The organism is Paenibacillus sp. J22R160 (genome assembly GCF_059692135.1).
The window spans coordinates 49912-68006 of sequence record NZ_JCAUAU010000028.1 but is presented as its reverse complement, the minus strand read 5'-3'; the positions used below and the strand labels follow the sequence as shown (position 1 = coordinate 68006).

The following is an 18095-nucleotide window of genomic DNA, read 5'->3' as shown; positions in this document are numbered from 1 at the left end:
AGATTTCCCAGTATGTAAGACCCCTTGTAGACGACGAGGTTGATAGGTTCGAGGTGGAAGTGCAGCAATGCATGCAGCTGACGAATACTAATCGGTCGAGGGCTTAACCAATAAACAGCTGACTAAGCAGCTAGTCGCTCCGTCTAACGGAGATGACAAATATTCTTTACGCAAGTTTCGTATCTAGTTTTCAGGGTGCAAGACGTCCTGAATTAAGTTACAGATGTTTCCTGGCAGAAGCATCACGTTTGGTGATGATGGCGGAGGGGATCCACGCGTTCCCATCTCGAACACGACCGTTAAGCCCTCCAGCGTCAATGGTACTTGAACCGCAGGGTTCTGGGAGAGTAGAACGTTGCCAAGCACTGAAAAAGCCTTTTTGAGAGAAATCTCAGAAAGGCTTTTTCGTTTATTTCGTTCTTCTCAAACTCAGCTGCAGAAAGTACATCAATATGAGCAATCTCAACTCTGTTTTAACGAATTATCTGTATCTCGTACAGGTAAATTCACGAGAAATGACCGAAATGGATCAGTCCACTGAAAATACCTGTACTTTTTACATCAAAGTTTGCGAAATACCTTACCAACTCTCAATTACCTGCACTTTATACAGTAATCATTGCAACCGAGTAGGCTTACTTTTTATTGCAAGTAACAAGAAGTCTCTTTCTCAGAAATCTTCATTAAACCGGCTTTGCGAAAAGGACGGAATCGGATCAGCATCCAAAGCCGCGGCATCAGCATCCAAATGTGAAAGATCATGAAATGAATTAACCAAGAGGTAGGGATCCAGGGATATAGGATTGTAATTAAGGAGAGACCAATCCAGAATAGGTGAAGCTGTACTCTGGCTACTAGTCGAACCGATGCATGGCCATCCGGCAGTGAACCGCACCAGAATACGCCCCATCGATAAGACCAGCCTCTCATGGCCATCCCAATGGTAAATTGGAAATATGCCCGAACAAGCAGCGTATGGAAAACAAGTAGAAGCGGATAGCTGACTAACAACGGGAGCCAGTTTGCGGGGTCAAATTTGAAGAATAAGGCCAAGGCGAGAATCAGGAAGTAAAGAATTCTTTTATACAAAGAATGGTAAATGCGTTTCACTAAAGTATAACTATAAATAGTAGATTGTTTGGAGAGATTTAGTTCCTGCTTTGTTGACATGATGATGACCTCCGTAAGCCGGTTAACCTGATATAGAGGTAATATCGGCATATTCCTTCCAAGATATGAGCGTTTAGCTAGTTTAGGAGAATCGAGATTCGGATATACTAGTAGTAAAAGTGCATGGGGTGATCATATGGAGGAGAACCGAATTGGTATATGTATGATCTGTGAGCAGCAGCGAAATGGCGGCATTCATATTATTACAGCTTTCATTTGCGATGAATGCAGTGGTGAGATCGTCAAAACGAATGTGAGTGATCAGAAATACCCATTCTTCGTAAGACAGATGAGAAAAGCTTTCTACACGGGAAACTCAAAACAATATATGAACTAAATGAGAGAAGCTTCTATCGGGAAGCTTTTTTGTTTTTTCTGCTTCAATCCACTACTATAAGGGTATTAAGTAGAAAGTTCAAGGAGTCCTATTCGCATGAGCAGCAATCAAAGTTCAGAGAAACAGTCTAAAGCGCCGCTATATGAGGCGATGGTAGCTCATCAGGCTAAAAATCCGGTAAGTCTCCATGTGCCAGGTCACAAATCTGGACAGGGATTACTGGGTGAAGGAGCTCCCTTTTTTGAGAATATAATGTCGATTGATTATACGGAAATAACAGGTCTGGACGATCTCCATCATGCAGAGGGCGTAATTATGGAGGCGGAGCAGTTAGCCGCAGCCTGCTTTGGGGCAGAGGAAACACATTTCCTCATTGGCGGCAGTACGGTTGGGAATATCGCTATGATTTCGGCCGCCTGTGGAAGAGGTGATGTCATTCTTGTCCAAAGAAATGTCCATAAATCAGTTATTCACGGGTTGATGTTGGCTGGGGCGAGAGCTGTGTTCATAGCACCTTCCATTGATCCACAAACTGGGGTTGCAACAAGTGTACATATTGAAATTGTGAAACAAGCATTGCAACAATATCCGGAGGCAAAAGCTTTATTTTTGACTAATCCGAACTATTATGGCATGGGTATCAACTTAACCCCTTTTGCTGAGTTGATGCATGAGCAGGGAAAGATGCTTTTGGTGGATGAGGCGCATGGCGCTCACTACGGTTTTCATCCAAAGGTACCAGCCTCTGCGCTATCGCAGGGAGCGGATGCAGTTGTACAATCTACGCATAAAATGCTTACTGCGATGACGATGGGGGCCATGCTTCATTTGAAGGGGCCGCGTATCAACCGTGAGGCGATTCGCCGACTTTTGGGAATGCTGCAGAGCTCAAGTCCCTCATACCCCATCATGGCATCCTTAGATTTGGCGAGAAAAAGAATGCATACAGAAGGGGAGGCTTGGCTGTCAGAAGGCATTTCGCTGGTTAAAGAATTCAGATCCATACTGGACCAGATGAATAGATTTCATTACTTCCCTCGGGAGTTTCCGGTATCTCGATGTGAAGGATATGATACGGCGGATCCCTTTAAAGTAGCTATTTGTGATGCGACACAAACTTTAAGCGCTACGGAGCTCAAAAATAGATTAGAGGAGCAAGGCATTTACGTAGAAATGTCGGATGGCCGGCACGTGCTGCTTGTTTTCACACCGGCTTCAAGCCGAGTGGATATGTTAAGGGTTGCTGGCGTATTAACCAACTTTTGTTTGGACGTTCCTCCACAAAAGAAGGAACTTCATGCGCCTATCTCGAATATACTTAAATTACCCTACTACACACAAATCTCTTCACCAATTGTTTTTGATCTGAGAGAAATCTCAAGAGAAGGGCGGGAAGTGGGAGCTTATCGTCAGGTAAGCGCGGAGGATGCGATTGGCAAGCGTTCTGCGGATATGGTGATCCCGTATCCACCAGGAATTCCATATTTATACCCGGGTGAAGTTATTACGGATACCGTGGCTGAAGCTTTACTACAACTAGCGGCCAACGGAATCAAGTTTCAAGGTACAGAATTTAGTCAGACACACAAGTTAAAGGTATACACATAAACTATTATATGGACTGGTAAAGCAGCACGCAGGAGGAAGAGTGAACGGATTATTCATTACTTTTGAAGGGCCGGACGGCTCTGGTAAAACAACACAGCTCAAGAAATTAGGTGAGGGGTTAAAGAAGCTAGGACATGATGTTCTCGTGACAAGGGAACCAGGGGGAACAGCAATCAGCGATAAGATTCGTAGTATTATTCTTGATCCTGTAAATAAAGAAATGGTGGATCAAGCGGAAGTGCTGCTGTACGCGGCATCCCGAGCGCAGCATGTGCATCAGTTGATTTTACCGGCTTTAGAGGCTGGCCGCATCGTCCTGTGCGATCGTTTTATCGATGCAAGCATTGCCTATCAGGGATACGGACTAGGCTTGGATGTTGAGCAGGTCAAAGCTGTTTCACGCTATGCAAGCTCAGGCTTACAAGCAACTCGAACATTCATCCTGGATGTTCCTGTAGAAGTCAGTATGGCTCGGCTGCACCAAAGAGCATCAGGCGCCACAACTGCTGCGGAGGAGCTGGATCGTATTGAACAGAAGCATGTGGATTACCACAGCCGGGTAAGGGAAGGATTCCACCAGATCGCATCCGATCATCCTGAGCGCGTAAGAGTAATTAACGCTAACCGCAGTGTAGAGGAGATTGCAGAAGATATTTGGAGTCAGTGTAACCGTTTGCTTGAGGAACATTTTGCTTAGGAACATTTTTCCGTGAGAAGCAGAAAATCCATTCTTAGTTTATAATAAGAGGAGGCAACCCCTATGAAACTAGTCGTAGCTGTTGTACAAGATAAGGACAGTAACCGTCTCTCCAATGCATTAATTAAAGAAGGTTTTCGCGCAACGAAGCTGGCAAGTACAGGCGGTTTTCTACGCGCTGGAAATACGACTTTCATGATCGGTACGGAAGATGAGAGAGTGCAAGAGGTTATGCAGGTCATTCGCGCCAATTGCAAAATTCGGGAACAGCTTGTTACACCGGTTTCTCCAATGGGAGGAACGACAGATTCTTATATTCCTTTCCCTGTGGAAGTGCAAGTGGGTGGAGCTGCGGTATTCGTATTGCCGGTAGAACGCTTCGAGCATTACTAAATTATAGATGACCTAATTAAGGATGGATGCGTCTTGAAAATTAATCCGGGGTGGCAGCCCATTGGTAAGAACGTCAAAGTGAATGAGAACGTCCCGCCGCCACAGATGGCACCCCGGAATTTCTCTGACATTATGCAGCAGCAGGATGAGAAATATACGCAGGAGCAATTGTCCAAAATGGTGCAGCAAATCACGCTGCAAGGTGACCGTCTCTCACGGGCGATGACCGTGAGAGAGCTTCTCCAGTATAAATTGCTGATTAGGCAATTCTTGGAGGAAACGGCACGCCGAGGTGTTCATTTACGAGATACGAAGGGCTGGGATCGTCGCGGCCGTTCGAAGCGATATAAGCTTTTGGAAGAAATCGACCAGGAGCTCCTCTCTTTAGCGGATGAACTACTGGAGAGCGAGCAGGGTCGCATTGAGATTTTGCAAAAAATCGGAGAGATCCGAGGCATGTTGATCAACTTGTTATTTTAGGATGGTGCCATAACGAATGTCCTTCCAAACCATACCGGGGCAAGCAGCGGCAAAGCAACTACTGCAGAACGGGCTGCGACAAGACAAGCTGTCTCACGCCTATATATTTAGCGGGCCTGTTGGGACAGGGCGTTCCGAAATGGCGATAGCCTTGGCGAAAGCGATTTATTGTCAGCACGGAACGGATGATGCCTGTGGTGAGTGTTTGGAATGCCGCAAGGTGGAGCACAGCAATCATCCCGATCTGCATATCGTTGCACCTGAAGGGGCCTCGATTAAGATTGAGCAAATTCGGGAGCTTCAGAAGGAGTTTGCTTATCGCGCTACAGCTTCCGGAACGAAAATATATATTCTGCATCATGCAGAGAAAATGACCGTACAGGCAGCAAATAGTCTTTTGAAATTCCTAGAAGAACCGACTTCTCGGGTCGTTGCTATTCTCATCACGGAGAATGGAAACGCCTTATTGCCGACGATTCAATCGCGGGCACAGTGGATTCAATTCACTCCGATGGCGCGTGAGCAAATGGTGCTGGCGCTGCTGGAAGAGGGTTTTCCAGCTGCTCTTGTACAGCCTGCAGCCCATTTAACAGCAGGATTACAAGCAGCCAGGGAGCTAATCGGAGCGAATTGGTTTGCAGAAATGAGAACCGTAATGTTACAATTAGCGAAGGAGACGCTCACACGTTTTCCTACTTCTATGATTACGGTTCAGCAACGAATTGTGAAAACAGAACTTGCGGAACACATGTCGAGTCTTTTCGACTTGTTGATTCTCTGGTTTAAAGATATGGTGCAACTGCGCCTTGAGCGCAGGGACAGGCTTGTATATAATGACCAGCTAGACTGGATGAGCTCCCTAGCGTTCAGTCGGGATGTCTCAGTCTGGGTGCGTATGATGGAGCAAGCCGTAGATTTACAAAAGCGACTGCGCTTCAACGCCAACTCTCAGCTGGTTATAGAGAAAATGCTCGTGGAGATGCAGGGGGTGTAAGATGTATTCTGTTGTAGGCGTCCGCTTCAAAAAAGCGGGTAAAATATATTATTTTGATCCAATCGATTTACCGATTGAGCAAGAAAGTGCTGTTATTGTTGAAACCGCTCGCGGTGTGGAATACGGCAAGGTAGTAGTAGGCAAGAAGATCGTCAAAGAAAATGATGTCGTTCTTCCGCTTAAAAAGGTCATTCGCATCGCGGATGATTCGGATGCTGATTTGGTTGAAGAGAACAAAAAAGCAGCCAAGGATGCATTCCAAACGTGCCACGACAAAATTAGAGATCATAGTCTTAAGATGAAACTTGTGGACGTAGAGTATACCTTTGACCGCAATAAAATTATTTTTTATTTTACAGCTGAGGGGCGCGTTGATTTCCGTGAACTCGTGAAAGATTTGGCGAGTATTTTCCGGACAAGAATCGAACTGCGTCAAATTGGTGTGCGGGACGAAGCGAAGATGTTAGGCGGTATTGGTCCGTGTGGGCGGATTTTATGCTGTTCATCGTTTTTGGGTGATTTTGAGCCGGTATCCATCAAGATGGCCAAAGATCAGAACTTATCGCTTAATCCGACGAAGATTTCGGGTTTATGCGGCCGGTTAATGTGCTGCTTGAAGTACGAACATGATAATTATGAAAGTGCGAAGGACTCTCTGCCAACTGTTGGTAGGCATGTGATCACTTCTTTTGGTAATGGTAAGGTACTAGGGTTAAATATCAGTGAGCGTACCGCAAAGGTTCAATTATTCGACCTTGGTAAAGCACTTGATTTACCTTTCGATGATGTAGTTGAACAAGAGTAGCGGCAAAGGATCCAAGGAGGCGCTGGCCAGTAAGCATACATGGCACTAGAGGTGAAAGCGTGGATAAACAGGATATTTTTGGACAAATAGATGGGATCGAAGAACGAATGGGTGCCACTTATGCCGAGTTGGGTGCCTTGAAGAAACAAATCATTATACTCATCGAAGAAAATAAGAGACTAAGCATAGAAAATCAGCAGCTGCGCAAGCTTATTCGACAAGAGGAGACGACTGTTGAACAGCCTGTCGGAGAGGCAGAGGAAACGGTTTCGTTACCAGGAGCCGGATATGATAATTTGACCCGCTTGTACAATGAAGGATTTCACATATGCAATGTGTATTATGGACACCTTCGGACCGAGGGAGATTGTTTGTTTTGCTTATCCTTTTTAAATAAATAAGTGTGTTTGACCGTAGGGGTTTATGCCTTACGGTTTTTTTCCATAGATGAGCGAGAACTAGAAAGGAAATGAAGAACTGCGTATGGTGCCTTTACGACCGACTGAGAGAATTGATGATTTATTAACGTATGATTTAAAAATTATTCAAAGCGAGGAAGTGTTCAGCTTTTCGATGGATGCTGTCCTGCTTGGCCGATTTTGCAGTTTGCCGCCGAAGGGGCGAGTTATCGATTTATGCACAGGCAACGGGGTCGTGCCTCTGCTCCTTTCTACTCGAACCAAGGCTGACATCTGGGGTGTCGAAATTCAGGAGCGTCTTGCGGATATGGCGGTTCGCAACGCTTTGCTGAATGATTTGGGCGAAAGGCTGCATATGATACAAGGTGATCTAAAGACCATTCATGAAACATTAGGCCACGGTCAATTCGATGCTGTAACAGTCAATCCACCCTATCTCCCTGTTCCAAATGGCGAGCAGAACGTGAATGAGCATTTTGCCGCAGCGCGTCATGAAATCCACTGTAATTTGGAAGATGTGATTGCTGCGTGTGCGAAGCTTGTTAAAGCAGGCGGTAAAGTGGCGATGGTGCACCGAGCAACGCGCTTGGTTGATATCGTCACTTTAATGAGGAAATACCGCTTGGAGCCCAAAAGAATTCGCTATGTGCATGCGCGCGCTGGGGAAGAGGCAATGATGGTGCTGATAGAGGGTATGAAGGATGGCAAACCAGAAATTCGCACGCTGCCTCCGCTAATCGTTTATGACGAGAATCAGGAGTACTGCAAAGAATTGAAGGAGATTTATTACGGGGGCAGAGCTTCCTTAGAGTTTTCGTAAAAATAAATATTAGCGTATATGGAAGCATATGACTAAAGTGAAGAGGGACAAACAGTGGGCTTAAATGTGCAAAAAAGTTATCGCGAGGACGGAAACGCCTCGGGTACGCTCTACCTGGTTGCCACACCGATCGGCAACCTTGAAGACATGACCTTTCGGGCGATTCGCATCCTAAAGGAAGTGAACCTGATTGCCGCGGAAGATACGCGGCAAACCCGCAAACTGCTGACGCACTTCGAGATCGCTACGCGACTCGTCAGCTATCACGAACACAACAAGCAGGCAAGCGGCCCCGAACTCGTCCGCTTGCTGCTTGAAGGGCAGAGCATCGCGCTTGTCAGCGATGCGGGACTGCCGGCCATCTCCGATCCAGGTTATGACCTGGTGAGGATGGCCGTAGAGCAGGGCGCGCCGGTGGTGCCTGTTCCCGGCGCGAATGCGGCCCTGTCGGCGCTGATTGCATCAGGCCTGCCGACAGAGCGGTTTGCCTTCGTCGGATTTCTCCCCCGGGAGAAAAAGGATCAGACGAAGGTGCTGGAAGGGCTGCAGCACGTGCAGGACACGTTGCTGTTCTATGAATCGCCGCACCGCGTCGAGAAAACACTTACCCGCATGGCGGAAGTGTGGGGGCCGGAGCGCCGGGTTTGTCTCGCCCGCGAGCTGACGAAGCGGTACGAGGAGTTTCTGCGGGGCACGATTGCAGAGTGCCTCGAGCATCTCACGCAGCACCCGCCGCAGGGGGAGTACTGCGTGATCGCCGAAGGCGCGTCGGCCGAGGCCGCGAAGGAAGCCGCCGACAGTTGGTGGGAGGCGATGTCGCTCGGTGAGCATGTCGAGCACTATGAGGGGCAGGGCAGCGATCGGAAGGAAGCGATGAAGCAGGTTGCGAGCGATCGCGGAATTTCCAAGCGGGACGTTTACAATGCATTGCTCGAGCGCTAAGCGCGCGAGCGGTGTAGCCCCCCCGGGAGAAGTCTGGACAAAAAAAGATCTCTAACCCGTGACCGAAGCCAACAAGTTAGAGATTAAAGGAGATATGAAAAAGGTTAGAATTACCAATAGGATAAGTGCTACTTCTTATTATATACTATTTTTCTTATTTTGTCACAGGTGTTGGCATTTCTGCTAAACAAATATGACAAACAATTTTTCCCTTAAAGTAAGAGACGCCTTCAGCGTTGCCACAGAAGATACAAGCAGGCTCATATTTCTTAAGCATGATACGCTCGCCATCTACATAAATTTCCAGAGCGTCTTTCTCGCCAATTCCCAGTGTACGACGAAGTTCAATTGGAATAACGACACGCCCCAATTCGTCAACTTTTCTTACAATGCCCGTAGATTTCATCATATATATAAACCCCTTTCGATTTTATAAAAATTTTATCAATATCGTCATGTTTCGACATCTCTCTTGAACTAATGATACCAACCATTCCCAAAATAGTCAACCATATTTTCGCTAGTTTGGACTGGAAAGCAATAATTTTTTGAAAACTGATCACATCTAAAAAGATGGAAAAAACCAAGTGGTATAAGGATTTGTAAATAATATATTACTATTACATGCGAGAAAAGGTGAATTTAACCAATTCAATTATGAGGATTTAAACAATGAAAAATTGGTATTAGTAAATTCGACAAATTACGACAACGATGTCGATATGATGGTGCGAAATGTCGAAAGGATGTAGAATTTTAATAAAGAGAGGTTGTGATTGAATGAAGGAAGAGAAGGTTTTTAAAGATCCCGTCCATAAATATATTTACGTGCAGGATAACACGATCTGGGATTTGATCAATACGAGAGAGTTCCAGAGGCTGCGCCGCATCCGGCAATTAGGCACCTCTTATTTGACTTTTCATGGTGCCGAGCACAGCAGATTCTCGCATTCGCTAGGTGTGTATGAGATCACACGCAAAATTATTTCCCAATTCGAACGCCATCAGTATGAAGATTGGCCAAAAGAAGAGCGATTGATTTGTCTTTGTGCGGCGCTGTTGCACGATTTGGGGCATGGACCTTTCTCCCATTCGATTGAGAAGGCTTTCGGAACACGGCATGAGGATTGGTCTTGTAAAATCGTGCTTGGGGATACGGAGGTCAATCAAGTATTGCGCCGGGTTTCACCTGATTTTCCAAAAAAAGTGGCGGGTGTCATTTGCAAATCTTACAATGAAGAAATTGTAGTAAGCCTAGTGTCGTCTCAATTGGACGCCGATCGGATGGATTATCTGTTAAGAGATGCGTATTTCACTGGGGTTAATTACGGGACGTTCGATCTGGAGCGAATACTCCGTGTTATTCGGCCTTATCGTGGGCATATTGTGGTTAAAGAAAGCGGTATGCATGCTGTTGAAGATTATTTAATGTCACGCTATCAGATGTACTGGCAGGTCTATTTCCATCCGGTGACGCGGAGTGCGGAAATTCTGCTGCACAAAATCTTTGCGCGCGCCAAACATTTATATGAAGATAACTATACGTTTGGTTTTATGACGGATCCCATCCTGCACCTGATTCAGAATAAGATTTCACTCGAAGATTATTTGCTTCTGGACGAGTCTGTGATGCAGGCGATGTTAACGTTTTGGATGAGCGAGAAGGATCCTATTCTTGCTGATATGTGCAAGCGATTCTTGGACCGCAAACTGTATAAATACAGTACCTTTGATCAATCGAATCAGCGTATCATTCAGCTTATGGAGAAAGTAATGACGGAGGTTGGCTTCGATCCAATCTACTACATGGAAATTGATTTCCCGTCGAATCAATCCTATGATGTGTACAGACCGGGGGAGACGGAGGATAATTTGCCGATCCTGCTTTTGGATCATAAGGAAACGTTAACCGAAATCACCCATCGATCGGAGATTGTTCAGTCTATTAGCGGTTTTCAAATGGGTAAGCATCATGTCTATTACCCCGAGGAGCTGTTGGAGCGGTTGAATGCTTCGGCGTATCCGGAATTATGGGAGATGCTAGGCGAGCAGGAATAATACATAAGAGGAAGCAAGGAGAAGAACATGCTAACAGACTCACACACACATTTAAATGCGGAACAGTTCAAGGAAGATCAAGACGAGGTCATACAACGTGCTCACGATGCAGGAGTTACAAGAATGGTGAATGTTGGTTTTAATCGAGAGACGATTCCTAGTTCAATAGCACTTGCCGAAAAATACGATTTCATCTACTCAACAGTAGGTTGGCATCCTGTAGACGCAATTGACATGATGCCAGGAGATTTGGAATGGATTGAATCGCTGTGTCAGCATGAGAAAGTGGTGGCAATCGGGGAAATCGGACTGGATTACTATTGGGATAAGTCTCCTAAGGATGTACAGCAGCGGGTGTTTCGGGAGCAAATCAGATTAGCAAGAAAGCTTCAAATGCCGATAGTGATTCATAATCGCGATGCGCATCAGGATATTTTGACCATTCTAAAAGAAGAGAAAGCGGCAGATGTCGGGGGGATTATGCATTGTTTCTCGGGGAGCTGGGAGACCGCAAAGCAATGTTTGGATATGAATTTTCATATTTCCTTCGGGGGACCTGTTACCTTCAAGAATGCAAGGCAGCCCAAGGAAGTGCTGGCGCAGGTTCCTTTGGACCGCTTGCTAATTGAGACGGACGCTCCTTACTTGACCCCGCATCCTTTCCGCGGCAAACGCAATGAATCGGCTTATGTTCGGTTGGTAGCCGAAACGGCCGCGGAAATTAAAGGCTTGAGTCTGGAAGAGCTTGCAGAAATAACGACAAACAACGCTATCGCCTTATTAGGTCTCAAGTAAAGCGTTCTTTGCAAATTTCCGTCGAAGCAAGACTCCGCAGCTGAGCGAGATAAAGAGGAAACCGATGAGCGGTACGACAATGTAGATAGGTGAAGATCGAATTAATAACGGAACCGAGAGCATACATAATTCTAGCAGTAAGGCTGACCAGATGATGAAGGCCAAGGAGCCGGCTTTCAGCTGACGGTTGAGCGGGTACATGTCAAGCCAAAAGGTATAGCGGTGTGAACGCTCAAGTGGCGTCAGTTGAACCATGGAAATGACTAAAGCGATAAAGAAGATGAGAAGTCGAGCTGTGCTGCTGCTTGAAACGGCGATGGCTAATGTGCCCAGTAAGGATATACGTAATACCATCGCGAATAGCTCCGTTCGTAGAAATGTTTTCATATATAGGTACAGATAAGCTGCATCCTGTTTAAAAGGAATAAATCTTGTGACCCCGCTGATCCAGCTTCGGCGGGCTATTCGCGTTCCCAACTGCGGTACATCCACGAACCAGTTGAAAAAGGCATAAAGCCGTGCCTGCTGCTGCCTTTCCTTCGCTATGAGATAGTCCCACCCGATATAGTATTTGGATATGTAATGCGCAGCTGTTAACCAAGCCAATGTAAGTACAAGAGCAGCACCGCTGGCCCAGAGAACGCTTGTAAGAAATTGCAGAGAAATCAGAGCGGCTGTTGCTATCCAGCGGAAGGTGATGGAAGCCCTTCTCGCACGCTCATGGGTGAATCGGCTTTCTTGCCAACTAGCCAATAAGTTGGCTACCTTCATTAATAGAAGCGAAGCAAGCATCCATAAGAAATGCTGTTCGGCATGACCGAGGCAGTGATGATACAAGGGCCATAGTACAACCAACGCCAGAAATGTCCAAAATGCTTGCAGCACTAAGCTGTACATGAATCCGCCACGGAAGTAAGGACCCATCTGGTGTTCAATCCTCATTAGGAACATACGGTCTGCACTTCTTACTAGTGTGCGAATCGGGCTTGAGGATAACAAAGGTACAAGCAGTAATAGGACGATCCACAGATAAGGATAATCTGTCGGAAGGCGCTGTAGTATTTTTGCATAATAATAGGAAGAAAGGATGACAAGAAATAACAGGAAGCCAAAAAAGTTGCTGCGCGCTGCATACTGCAGGTAGCCCATGGATTCCTTCATATAATGTTCAAATCTCTTCTGCCATAGGGCACGGGTGTCCATGTCCATCGCCTTCATACCAGTTCTCCTTTTACAAGCTTATAAAAGATGTCGTCCAGTGACGCTTGCTGGAGCCCAGTTTGCTGACGTAATTCGACTAAATCACCTTGAGCGACCATATGTCCTTTGTGAAGGACGACATAGTTATCGCAATATTTTTCAATCGTAGACAAAATATGCGAGGATATGAGGAATGACGCGCCATGTCGCTTCATTTTGACCATTAACTCCAGTAATGAACGGATTGCTAACGGATCGAGCCCGAGAAAAGGTTCATCAATGATGTAGAGAGAAGGTTCGATCAAGAACGCATTCATGATCATGACCTTTTGCTTCATTCCTTTGGATAGATGGCTTGCGAAGGAGTTGAGCTTGTCCTGCATGTGAAACTGCTCCAGAAGCGCTTGTGAACGGGAGAGATAGTCTTCTCTCGATAAGCCGTATGCCATGGCGGTTAACTCCAGGTGTTCCCGAATTGTAAGCTCTTCATATAGCTCTGGACTTTCGGGTACATAAGCATAAGTGGCACGGTAAGGCAGCGGATCTTCGGCTAGCGTCAAGCCGTTAATTCGGATTGAACCCCTTTGCGGTTGAAGCAGACCAAGAATGTTCTTGATGGTTGTACTTTTTCCTGCGCCATTCAGTCCGATCAACCCCATCATTTCACCCTGACGGATCGAAAATGTGAGGTCATGAAGAACAGGTTTATTTGGTAAATATCCCCCGAATAAAGAGTCGACTTGTAATATGGGCCCCATCTCAGTGCCTCCCTAAATATCTAATTATTGGAATTTAAACATAGGTTTCATACCTGATAATTATAAACAAATTTAGTTTGGAAGCCTAGTTTAAGAGTGAAAACGCGAAGAAACTTAGTAATCGTACGTTATAGTGAGATAAATGTAGATAAAAAGTGCTTTTATTTCGAAAATAAGCTATTTTTAATTGATTTAGCCCTTTTTAGTAGGTGTTAATCCCTTTACAGGCAGAGATTAACAGCGTAATATACTTTTCATAATAACTTAATAACCAATTTGCCATTTTTCCATTCGCTGAGTTCCAATTATGGGAACGGGGGAACCACTGTAAGCTTATAAAGCGGTATCGCTGACGAAGTGAACAGAGTGAGTAACAGGGGTGAATCTTGGACGTTAACGGAAGTTTACGTCTGAGTAGGGCGACTCTCACGTCCGAATCCGTCAGCTAACCTCGTAAGCGTAAGAGAGGTAACGATTGTCGTGCGTGCTATTTGTGTATTTTACTATGCAAACTAAGCCAGCGAGAAGAGTCCTCTTCTTGCTGGCTTTTTGTCCCCATAAGGACTTATAACTACTTCGGACGACTAATCGTAGCCCGGAACTCAAAGGATGATGAATAGCAAAGCGGGGCGGGACGACCAGAATGCAGCCGTTTCTAAGCAGCTGCCGATGGACGACACGTTAAGTTAAATTAAAAACCTTAGTCGCGTCAAATTTAATCATGCTGTAACCTGGCGGCGAGGCTTTGAAGGAGGACCGAAGAAGTGGGCAGTATCTCTTTTAGCGAGACCCATGTAAAACGATCATCCAGCATGTCCTTCGCATTGCGATGGAAGCATGAAAACTTGCGTTTGATTTTAAGCCTGGCTATAATCTCAATCGCAATGACTTTCATGTTTTTGGTGTTGTTGTACGGTACGGCTACCAAGAGCGTATCCGTGGTTGTGAATGGACAAGAAACCGTTGTGCATACGAAGCAATGGGTCCTGCAACGCCTACTGGATGAACAAGCCATAACGATTGGTGAACACGATGAAATATCTGCAGACCCTACAGCTACAATCAAGGGTGGGGACAAATTCGTCATCGAGCACGCTTCTCCAATTCAATTGACTGCTGATGGAAAGACCACCACTGTTTACACAACTGCAAGAACGGTTGAAAGTGCATTGCAACGTTTACATATTGCACTTGGGGAGCACGATAAGCTGACTCCCGAACCGACATCCTCTTTAAGCACAGGCGATGAGATCAAAATCGTCCGTGTGAAAAAAGAGACGGAAGAAGTAACAGAGCCGATCGCATTCGACACGGAGAAGAAAAGTGATGCATCGCTGCTTAAGGGTAAAGAGCAGGTCGTTCAAGAAGGTAAAGAGGGCGTACTTCTGAAAAAGAAAGAAAAGACTTACGAAGATGGCATGTTAATTGCTGAAGCTGTTGTAGGTCAAGAAGTACAGGAACAAAGCATTAAGAAAGTCGTGTCGGTTGGCACGAAGAATCCCGTTGTTGTTCTATCGGCATCATCCCCTAGTGTGGATGAGGTTTCTAAGAATGGTGTAACATTCGGGTATAAACAAATCTTGAAGAATGTGAAGCTCACGGCTTATTCAGCGGGAGCCGATTCAACAGGGAAATCCGAAGGTTCTCCTGGGTACGGTAAGACGTATACAGGAACTACGGTTACTGAGGGCAGAACGATTGCGGTCGATCCGAAAGTTATCCCACTGGGATGGTGGGTTTACATTGAGGGTGTTGGCTTCCGTCGTGCTGAAGATATCGGTAGCGGTGTGAAAGGCCAAATGATCGATGTCTACTTTGAAGATCATGGTTACGCCAATAAATTCGGAACGAAGCAAGGGTACACGGTCTATGTTGTAGGACCGAAAAAGCCGTCTGAAAATTAACGTGTAAACGTCTATTTCAGCGGGAACAATGTCAATATACGTTGCCAGGCAAGCAGCCTGGGCGAAAGAAGAGGGAACCCCTCTTCTTTTTCTGCGTACTGGGAAGGGAACCGATTATGATTAAAGAAGTCATTGTCGTCGAAGGCAAGGACGACACGGCAGCTATTCGCCGAGCTGTCGAGGCGGATACGATAGAGACAGGCGGCTCCGCCATCGGGCAAGCCGTATTGAAGCGAATAGCCCTCGCGCAGCAGCGCAGAGGCGTCATTATTTTTACGGATCCGGATCACGCAGGTGAACGGATTCGGAAGATTGTGGCGGCCAAGGTGCCAGGCTGCAAGCATGCTTTTATCACGCAGCAGCAGGCTGAGTATAAAGGCGACATTGGCGTGGAGAACGCAGCGCCGGAGATTGTCCGGGAAGCGCTCCAGAACCTGCGGACAGAGTACGACGGGGCTGTGTCACAGCTTACCATGGAGGATCTCATAGCCGCCGGTCTGATCGTTCATCCGGAGGCAGCCTCCCGCCGACTTGTCGTTGGCAACGCGCTTGGCATCGGTTACTGCAATGGCAAACAATTTTATAAGCGATGTGCGATGTTCCAGATCTCGCGTGAGGAATTTGAAGCTGCCTTGGAGCAGCTGGAACCGCAGTTATCGTGAAATATAGTGGAATTCAGAACCTATAGATAAAAGAGGGCTACAAAATGACTATACCCGGCAACGAAGTGATTGTAACAGCAGAAGATGTCGCAACACCTAGTAAGACGAAACAAATGATTAAAAAGCACAATCTTGTGCTCAAAAAGAGTTTGGGTCAGAACTTCTTGATTGACCAGAACATCCTGAGCAAGATCGTTTCGGCTGCTGAGCTTGGGCCTAACAAAGGCGCGCTGGAAGTCGGCCCTGGCATCGGGGCGCTCACCCAGCAGCTGGCCAAGCTCGCAGGGCGCGTCTTGGCCGTGGAGATCGATCAGCGTCTCCTGCCTATCCTAGAAGAGACGCTAGAGCCTTATCCCCATGCGAGTGTCGTGCATGGCGATATTTTGAAGACCGACCTGCCGGCATTGTTCCGGCAGCATTTTGACGGGCTTGATGGCGTCAGTGTCGTCGCCAATCTGCCGTACTACATCACGACGCCGATTATTATGAAGCTTCTCGAAGAGAAGCTTCCCCTGGAGAACATCGTCGTGATGATTCAAAAAGAGGTTGCCGACCGCATGGCGGCCCGCCCGGGCACCAAAGATTACGGCAGCCTCAGCATTGCCGTGCAGTTCCACTGCGAGCCGGAGCTTGTCACGATCGTGCCGCGCACCGTCTTTGTGCCGCAGCCGAACGTTGACTCTGCCGTCATCCGGCTGCGTGTGCGCAAAACCCCGCCGGTCGAAGTGGCGGACGTGGACTTCTTCTTCACCGTCGTCCAGGCTTCTTTCGTCCAACGTCGCAAAACCTTATACAACAACCTGGCTGCGCGGTTCTTTACCAAAGAAAACAAACCGGAGCTGGAAGCTCTGCTCCAGACTATCAACATCGAGCCTTCGCGCCGCGGCGAGACGCTCAGCATGGAAGAATTCGCGCGCTTGTCGACTGCGCTTCGCGCGCACGGATGCAAATAACCCGCACCAAATGCCCAGCCCTGCCATAGGATAACCCATGGAGGGGATTTGTGCGATGAGGCAAGGTGATTTTGTAACCCGTAAATCCTATGGCGGCGACGTCATGTTTAAGATTGAACGTATCGATCAATTGAAGGCTGTCCTGCGCGGCGTCGATTACCGGCTGCTTGCAGATGCGCCTTTAGTAGACTTAACACTGACGAACCCGACAGAGACGATGGACCACCCTAGGTCGAGTTCGCCGGAATTTCGCGAGTCACTGCGGAGGCTGGCGGTTGCCCAAGTGCAGCTCCAGGAGAAAAATCAACTCTCGGTTGCCCATAATCAGAAAGTGAACGCGGGATATTTCGAAGTCCCGGGTAAAGTGCTGCACTTGGACGGGGATCCGACCTATCTACGTAAGAGCATGCTGCTCTATGGAGAACTTCGCGTGCCCGCTGAGGGTTTCTATATTCCTGAGGCCCAGATGGCCGAAGCTCTCCACCGGCTGCTTCCACAAATTAAGCCGGATATTGTCGTCATCACGGGTCATGACGGAATACTTAAGCATCGTAAAGCCGCTGGACCAGGCGGTTTGTCTAGCTATAAGAATTCACAGAACTTTGTGAACGCTGTTCAAGTAGCGCGGCAGTATGAACGCAATCGTGATGCGATGATTGTCGTGGCTGGAGCTTGCCAGTCTCATTTTGAGGCGTTGCTTCGGGCTGGGGCGAATTTCGCGAGTTCGCCTGCGCGCATACTCATCCACGCATTAGACCCGCTGTGCATCGCTGCAAAGTTATCCTATACCTCCGTGAAGGAAACGATATCCATGTTGGATATTATGGATTTGACGGTGACCGGGCTTGATGGTTTGGGTGGTGTGGAGACAAGAGGGAGCTACCGAATGGGCGTTCCCGGTATTCAACATACAGATGAGCATGCGTAATTGCTTGATCATACATGGTTTTCTTTCATGGACACTTGCCTGCTGCTTCTCTCTTAAGAGAGGGCGGTGGAGGAGTGTTCTTTTTTATTTGGAAAAGTGTGAATAATTTGCGAACTTTGGAGACAACCTGTACAATGGGGAATTCGGTAAATAGGTGAAAATGCCGTTGACA

20 protein-coding genes, 2 rRNA genes and 1 riboswitch are annotated in these 18095 nt (G+C 46.9%); of the genes, 18 read left to right on the top strand and 4 right to left on the bottom strand.

Annotated elements, in window-relative coordinates; translation table 11 throughout:
* Positions 1 to 111: ribosomal RNA gene (locus tag AC58UW_RS30800) — 23S ribosomal RNA — on the top strand; the annotation flags it as partial.
* A gap of 136 nt (positions 112 to 247) precedes the next feature.
* Positions 248 to 364: ribosomal RNA gene (gene rrf / locus AC58UW_RS30795) — 5S ribosomal RNA — on the top strand.
* Between the two features lie 278 nt (positions 365 to 642).
* Here rrf and AC58UW_RS30790 read toward each other — a convergent pair.
* Positions 643 to 1170: a hypothetical protein gene (locus tag AC58UW_RS30790; protein ID WP_497424369.1), complete on the bottom strand. Its 528-nt coding sequence runs from the start codon at positions 1168 to 1170 to the stop codon at positions 643 to 645.
* Between the two features lie 136 nt (positions 1171 to 1306).
* Between AC58UW_RS30790 and AC58UW_RS30785 the strand changes: the two genes are divergently transcribed.
* The 10 genes from AC58UW_RS30785 to rsmI all read left to right on the top strand — a co-directional run bounded on the left by AC58UW_RS30785 (position 1307) and on the right by rsmI (position 8665).
* Complete coding sequence (locus AC58UW_RS30785) at positions 1307 to 1507, top strand: sigma factor G inhibitor Gin (RefSeq protein WP_497424368.1); 201 nt, start codon at positions 1307 to 1309, stop codon at positions 1505 to 1507.
* Positions 1508 to 1603: 96 nt separating this feature from the next.
* On the top strand, positions 1604 to 3115 hold the full coding sequence (locus tag AC58UW_RS30780; RefSeq protein WP_497424367.1) for an aminotransferase class I/II-fold pyridoxal phosphate-dependent enzyme: 1512 nt from the start codon (positions 1604 to 1606) through the stop codon (positions 3113 to 3115).
* Positions 3116 to 3155: 40 nt separating this feature from the next.
* Positions 3156 to 3812, top strand: coding sequence for a dTMP kinase (gene tmk / locus AC58UW_RS30775; protein ID WP_497424366.1), 657 nt, complete (start codon positions 3156 to 3158; stop codon positions 3810 to 3812).
* Positions 3813 to 3875: 63 nt separating this feature from the next.
* Positions 3876 to 4205 (top strand): cyclic di-AMP receptor DarA, encoded by a 330-nt coding sequence (gene darA / locus AC58UW_RS30770; protein ID WP_079417169.1) that lies wholly within the window; start codon positions 3876 to 3878, stop codon positions 4203 to 4205.
* 33 nt (positions 4206 to 4238) lie between these two features.
* A complete protein-coding gene (locus tag AC58UW_RS30765) occupies positions 4239 to 4685 on the top strand; it encodes a YaaR family protein (protein ID WP_497424365.1) in 447 nt (148 codons plus the stop codon).
* Positions 4686 to 4701: 16 nt separating this feature from the next.
* The gene (gene holB, locus AC58UW_RS30760) at positions 4702 to 5679 is read left to right on the top strand and encodes a DNA polymerase III subunit delta' (RefSeq protein WP_497424364.1); all 978 of its coding nucleotides are present in this window, start codon (positions 4702 to 4704) and stop codon (positions 5677 to 5679) included.
* A 1-nt stretch (position 5680) separates the two neighbouring features.
* Complete coding sequence (locus AC58UW_RS30755) at positions 5681 to 6484, top strand: PSP1 domain-containing protein (RefSeq protein WP_127457118.1); 804 nt, start codon at positions 5681 to 5683, stop codon at positions 6482 to 6484.
* Between the two features lie 59 nt (positions 6485 to 6543).
* Positions 6544 to 6885: a DNA replication initiation control protein YabA gene (gene yabA, locus AC58UW_RS30750; protein ID WP_127457119.1), complete on the top strand. Its 342-nt coding sequence runs from the start codon at positions 6544 to 6546 to the stop codon at positions 6883 to 6885.
* A gap of 82 nt (positions 6886 to 6967) precedes the next feature.
* The gene (locus AC58UW_RS30745; RefSeq protein ID WP_497424363.1) at positions 6968 to 7723 is read left to right on the top strand and encodes a tRNA1(Val) (adenine(37)-N6)-methyltransferase; all 756 of its coding nucleotides are present in this window, start codon (positions 6968 to 6970) and stop codon (positions 7721 to 7723) included.
* A 54-nt stretch (positions 7724 to 7777) separates the two neighbouring features.
* Positions 7778 to 8665 carry a 16S rRNA (cytidine(1402)-2'-O)-methyltransferase gene (gene rsmI / locus AC58UW_RS30740; protein WP_497424362.1) on the top strand — a complete coding sequence of 296 codons (888 nt, stop codon included), beginning with the start codon at positions 7778 to 7780 and terminating at the stop codon, positions 8663 to 8665.
* A 154-nt stretch (positions 8666 to 8819) separates the two neighbouring features.
* On the opposite strand, the gene AC58UW_RS30735 is transcribed toward rsmI, so the two are convergent.
* Complete coding sequence (locus AC58UW_RS30735) at positions 8820 to 9074, bottom strand: AbrB/MazE/SpoVT family DNA-binding domain-containing protein (RefSeq protein ID WP_127457122.1); 255 nt, start codon at positions 9072 to 9074, stop codon at positions 8820 to 8822.
* Positions 9075 to 9445: 371 nt separating this feature from the next.
* Between AC58UW_RS30735 and AC58UW_RS30730 the strand changes: the two genes are divergently transcribed.
* Positions 9446 to 10723, top strand: coding sequence for an HD domain-containing protein (locus AC58UW_RS30730; RefSeq protein ID WP_497424361.1), 1278 nt, complete (start codon positions 9446 to 9448; stop codon positions 10721 to 10723).
* 27 nt (positions 10724 to 10750) lie between these two features.
* Entirely contained in the window at positions 10751 to 11518 is a 768-nt protein-coding gene (locus AC58UW_RS30725; RefSeq protein WP_497424360.1) for a TatD family hydrolase, read from the top strand.
* Here AC58UW_RS30725 and AC58UW_RS30720 read toward each other — a convergent pair.
* Entirely contained in the window at positions 11504 to 12736 is a 1233-nt protein-coding gene (locus tag AC58UW_RS30720) for an ABC transporter permease (RefSeq protein WP_497424359.1), read from the bottom strand. The genes AC58UW_RS30725 and AC58UW_RS30720 overlap by 15 nt on opposite strands.
* Positions 12733 to 13476, bottom strand: a complete 744-nt coding sequence (locus AC58UW_RS30715) for an ABC transporter ATP-binding protein (RefSeq protein ID WP_497424358.1) — start codon at positions 13474 to 13476, stop codon at positions 12733 to 12735. Before AC58UW_RS30715 ends, AC58UW_RS30720 begins: the two co-directional genes overlap by 4 nt.
* Positions 13477 to 13758: 282 nt before the next feature.
* A riboswitch (cyclic di-AMP (ydaO/yuaA leader) is annotated at positions 13759 to 13951 on the top strand.
* 289 nt (positions 13952 to 14240) lie between these two features.
* On the opposite strand from AC58UW_RS30715, the gene AC58UW_RS30710 reads away from it, so the two are divergent.
* From AC58UW_RS30710 to yabG, 4 genes are all read left to right on the top strand, one after another.
* Positions 14241 to 15380, top strand: coding sequence for a resuscitation-promoting factor (locus AC58UW_RS30710; protein WP_497424357.1), 1140 nt, complete (start codon positions 14241 to 14243; stop codon positions 15378 to 15380).
* 116 nt (positions 15381 to 15496) lie between these two features.
* Positions 15497 to 16042, top strand: a complete 546-nt coding sequence (rnmV, locus tag AC58UW_RS30705; RefSeq protein WP_497424356.1) for a ribonuclease M5 — start codon at positions 15497 to 15499, stop codon at positions 16040 to 16042.
* Between the two features lie 44 nt (positions 16043 to 16086).
* Positions 16087 to 16995 (top strand): 16S rRNA (adenine(1518)-N(6)/adenine(1519)-N(6))-dimethyltransferase RsmA, encoded by a 909-nt coding sequence (rsmA, locus tag AC58UW_RS30700; protein WP_497424355.1) that lies wholly within the window; start codon positions 16087 to 16089, stop codon positions 16993 to 16995.
* Between the two features lie 55 nt (positions 16996 to 17050).
* Positions 17051 to 17923 carry a sporulation peptidase YabG gene (yabG, locus tag AC58UW_RS30695; RefSeq protein WP_497424354.1) on the top strand — a complete coding sequence of 291 codons (873 nt, stop codon included), beginning with the start codon at positions 17051 to 17053 and terminating at the stop codon, positions 17921 to 17923.
* Positions 17924 to 18095 lie beyond the last annotated feature (172 nt).

Excerpts from the sequence above, each read along its gene's own strand:
- yabG (WP_497424354.1), top strand. The coding sequence starts at position 17,051 with ATGAGGCAAGGTGATTTTGTAACCCGTAAATCCTATGGCGGCGACGTC.
- AC58UW_RS30725 (WP_497424360.1), top strand. The coding sequence starts at position 10,751 with ATGCTAACAGACTCACACACACATTTAAATGCGGAACAGTTCAAGGAA.
- AC58UW_RS30785 (WP_497424368.1), top strand. The coding sequence starts at position 1,307 with ATGGAGGAGAACCGAATTGGTATATGTATGATCTGTGAGCAGCAGCGA.
- AC58UW_RS30735 (WP_127457122.1), bottom strand. The coding sequence starts at position 9,074 with ATGATGAAATCTACGGGCATTGTAAGAAAAGTTGACGAATTGGGGCGT.
- holB (WP_497424364.1), top strand. The coding sequence starts at position 4,702 with ATGTCCTTCCAAACCATACCGGGGCAAGCAGCGGCAAAGCAACTACTG.
- AC58UW_RS30715 (WP_497424358.1), bottom strand. The coding sequence starts at position 13,476 with ATGGGGCCCATATTACAAGTCGACTCTTTATTCGGGGGATATTTACCA.
- AC58UW_RS30720 (WP_497424359.1), bottom strand. The coding sequence starts at position 12,736 with ATGAAGGCGATGGACATGGACACCCGTGCCCTATGGCAGAAGAGATTT.
- AC58UW_RS30755 (WP_127457118.1), top strand. The coding sequence starts at position 5,681 with ATGTATTCTGTTGTAGGCGTCCGCTTCAAAAAAGCGGGTAAAATATAT.
- AC58UW_RS30780 (WP_497424367.1), top strand. The coding sequence starts at position 1,604 with ATGAGCAGCAATCAAAGTTCAGAGAAACAGTCTAAAGCGCCGCTATAT.
- AC58UW_RS30790 (WP_497424369.1), bottom strand. The coding sequence starts at position 1,170 with ATGTCAACAAAGCAGGAACTAAATCTCTCCAAACAATCTACTATTTAT.
- darA (WP_079417169.1), top strand. The coding sequence starts at position 3,876 with ATGAAACTAGTCGTAGCTGTTGTACAAGATAAGGACAGTAACCGTCTC.
- rnmV (WP_497424356.1), top strand. The coding sequence starts at position 15,497 with ATGATTAAAGAAGTCATTGTCGTCGAAGGCAAGGACGACACGGCAGCT.
- rsmA (WP_497424355.1), top strand. The coding sequence starts at position 16,087 with ATGACTATACCCGGCAACGAAGTGATTGTAACAGCAGAAGATGTCGCA.
- AC58UW_RS30730 (WP_497424361.1), top strand. The coding sequence starts at position 9,446 with ATGAAGGAAGAGAAGGTTTTTAAAGATCCCGTCCATAAATATATTTAC.
- AC58UW_RS30745 (WP_497424363.1), top strand. The coding sequence starts at position 6,968 with ATGGTGCCTTTACGACCGACTGAGAGAATTGATGATTTATTAACGTAT.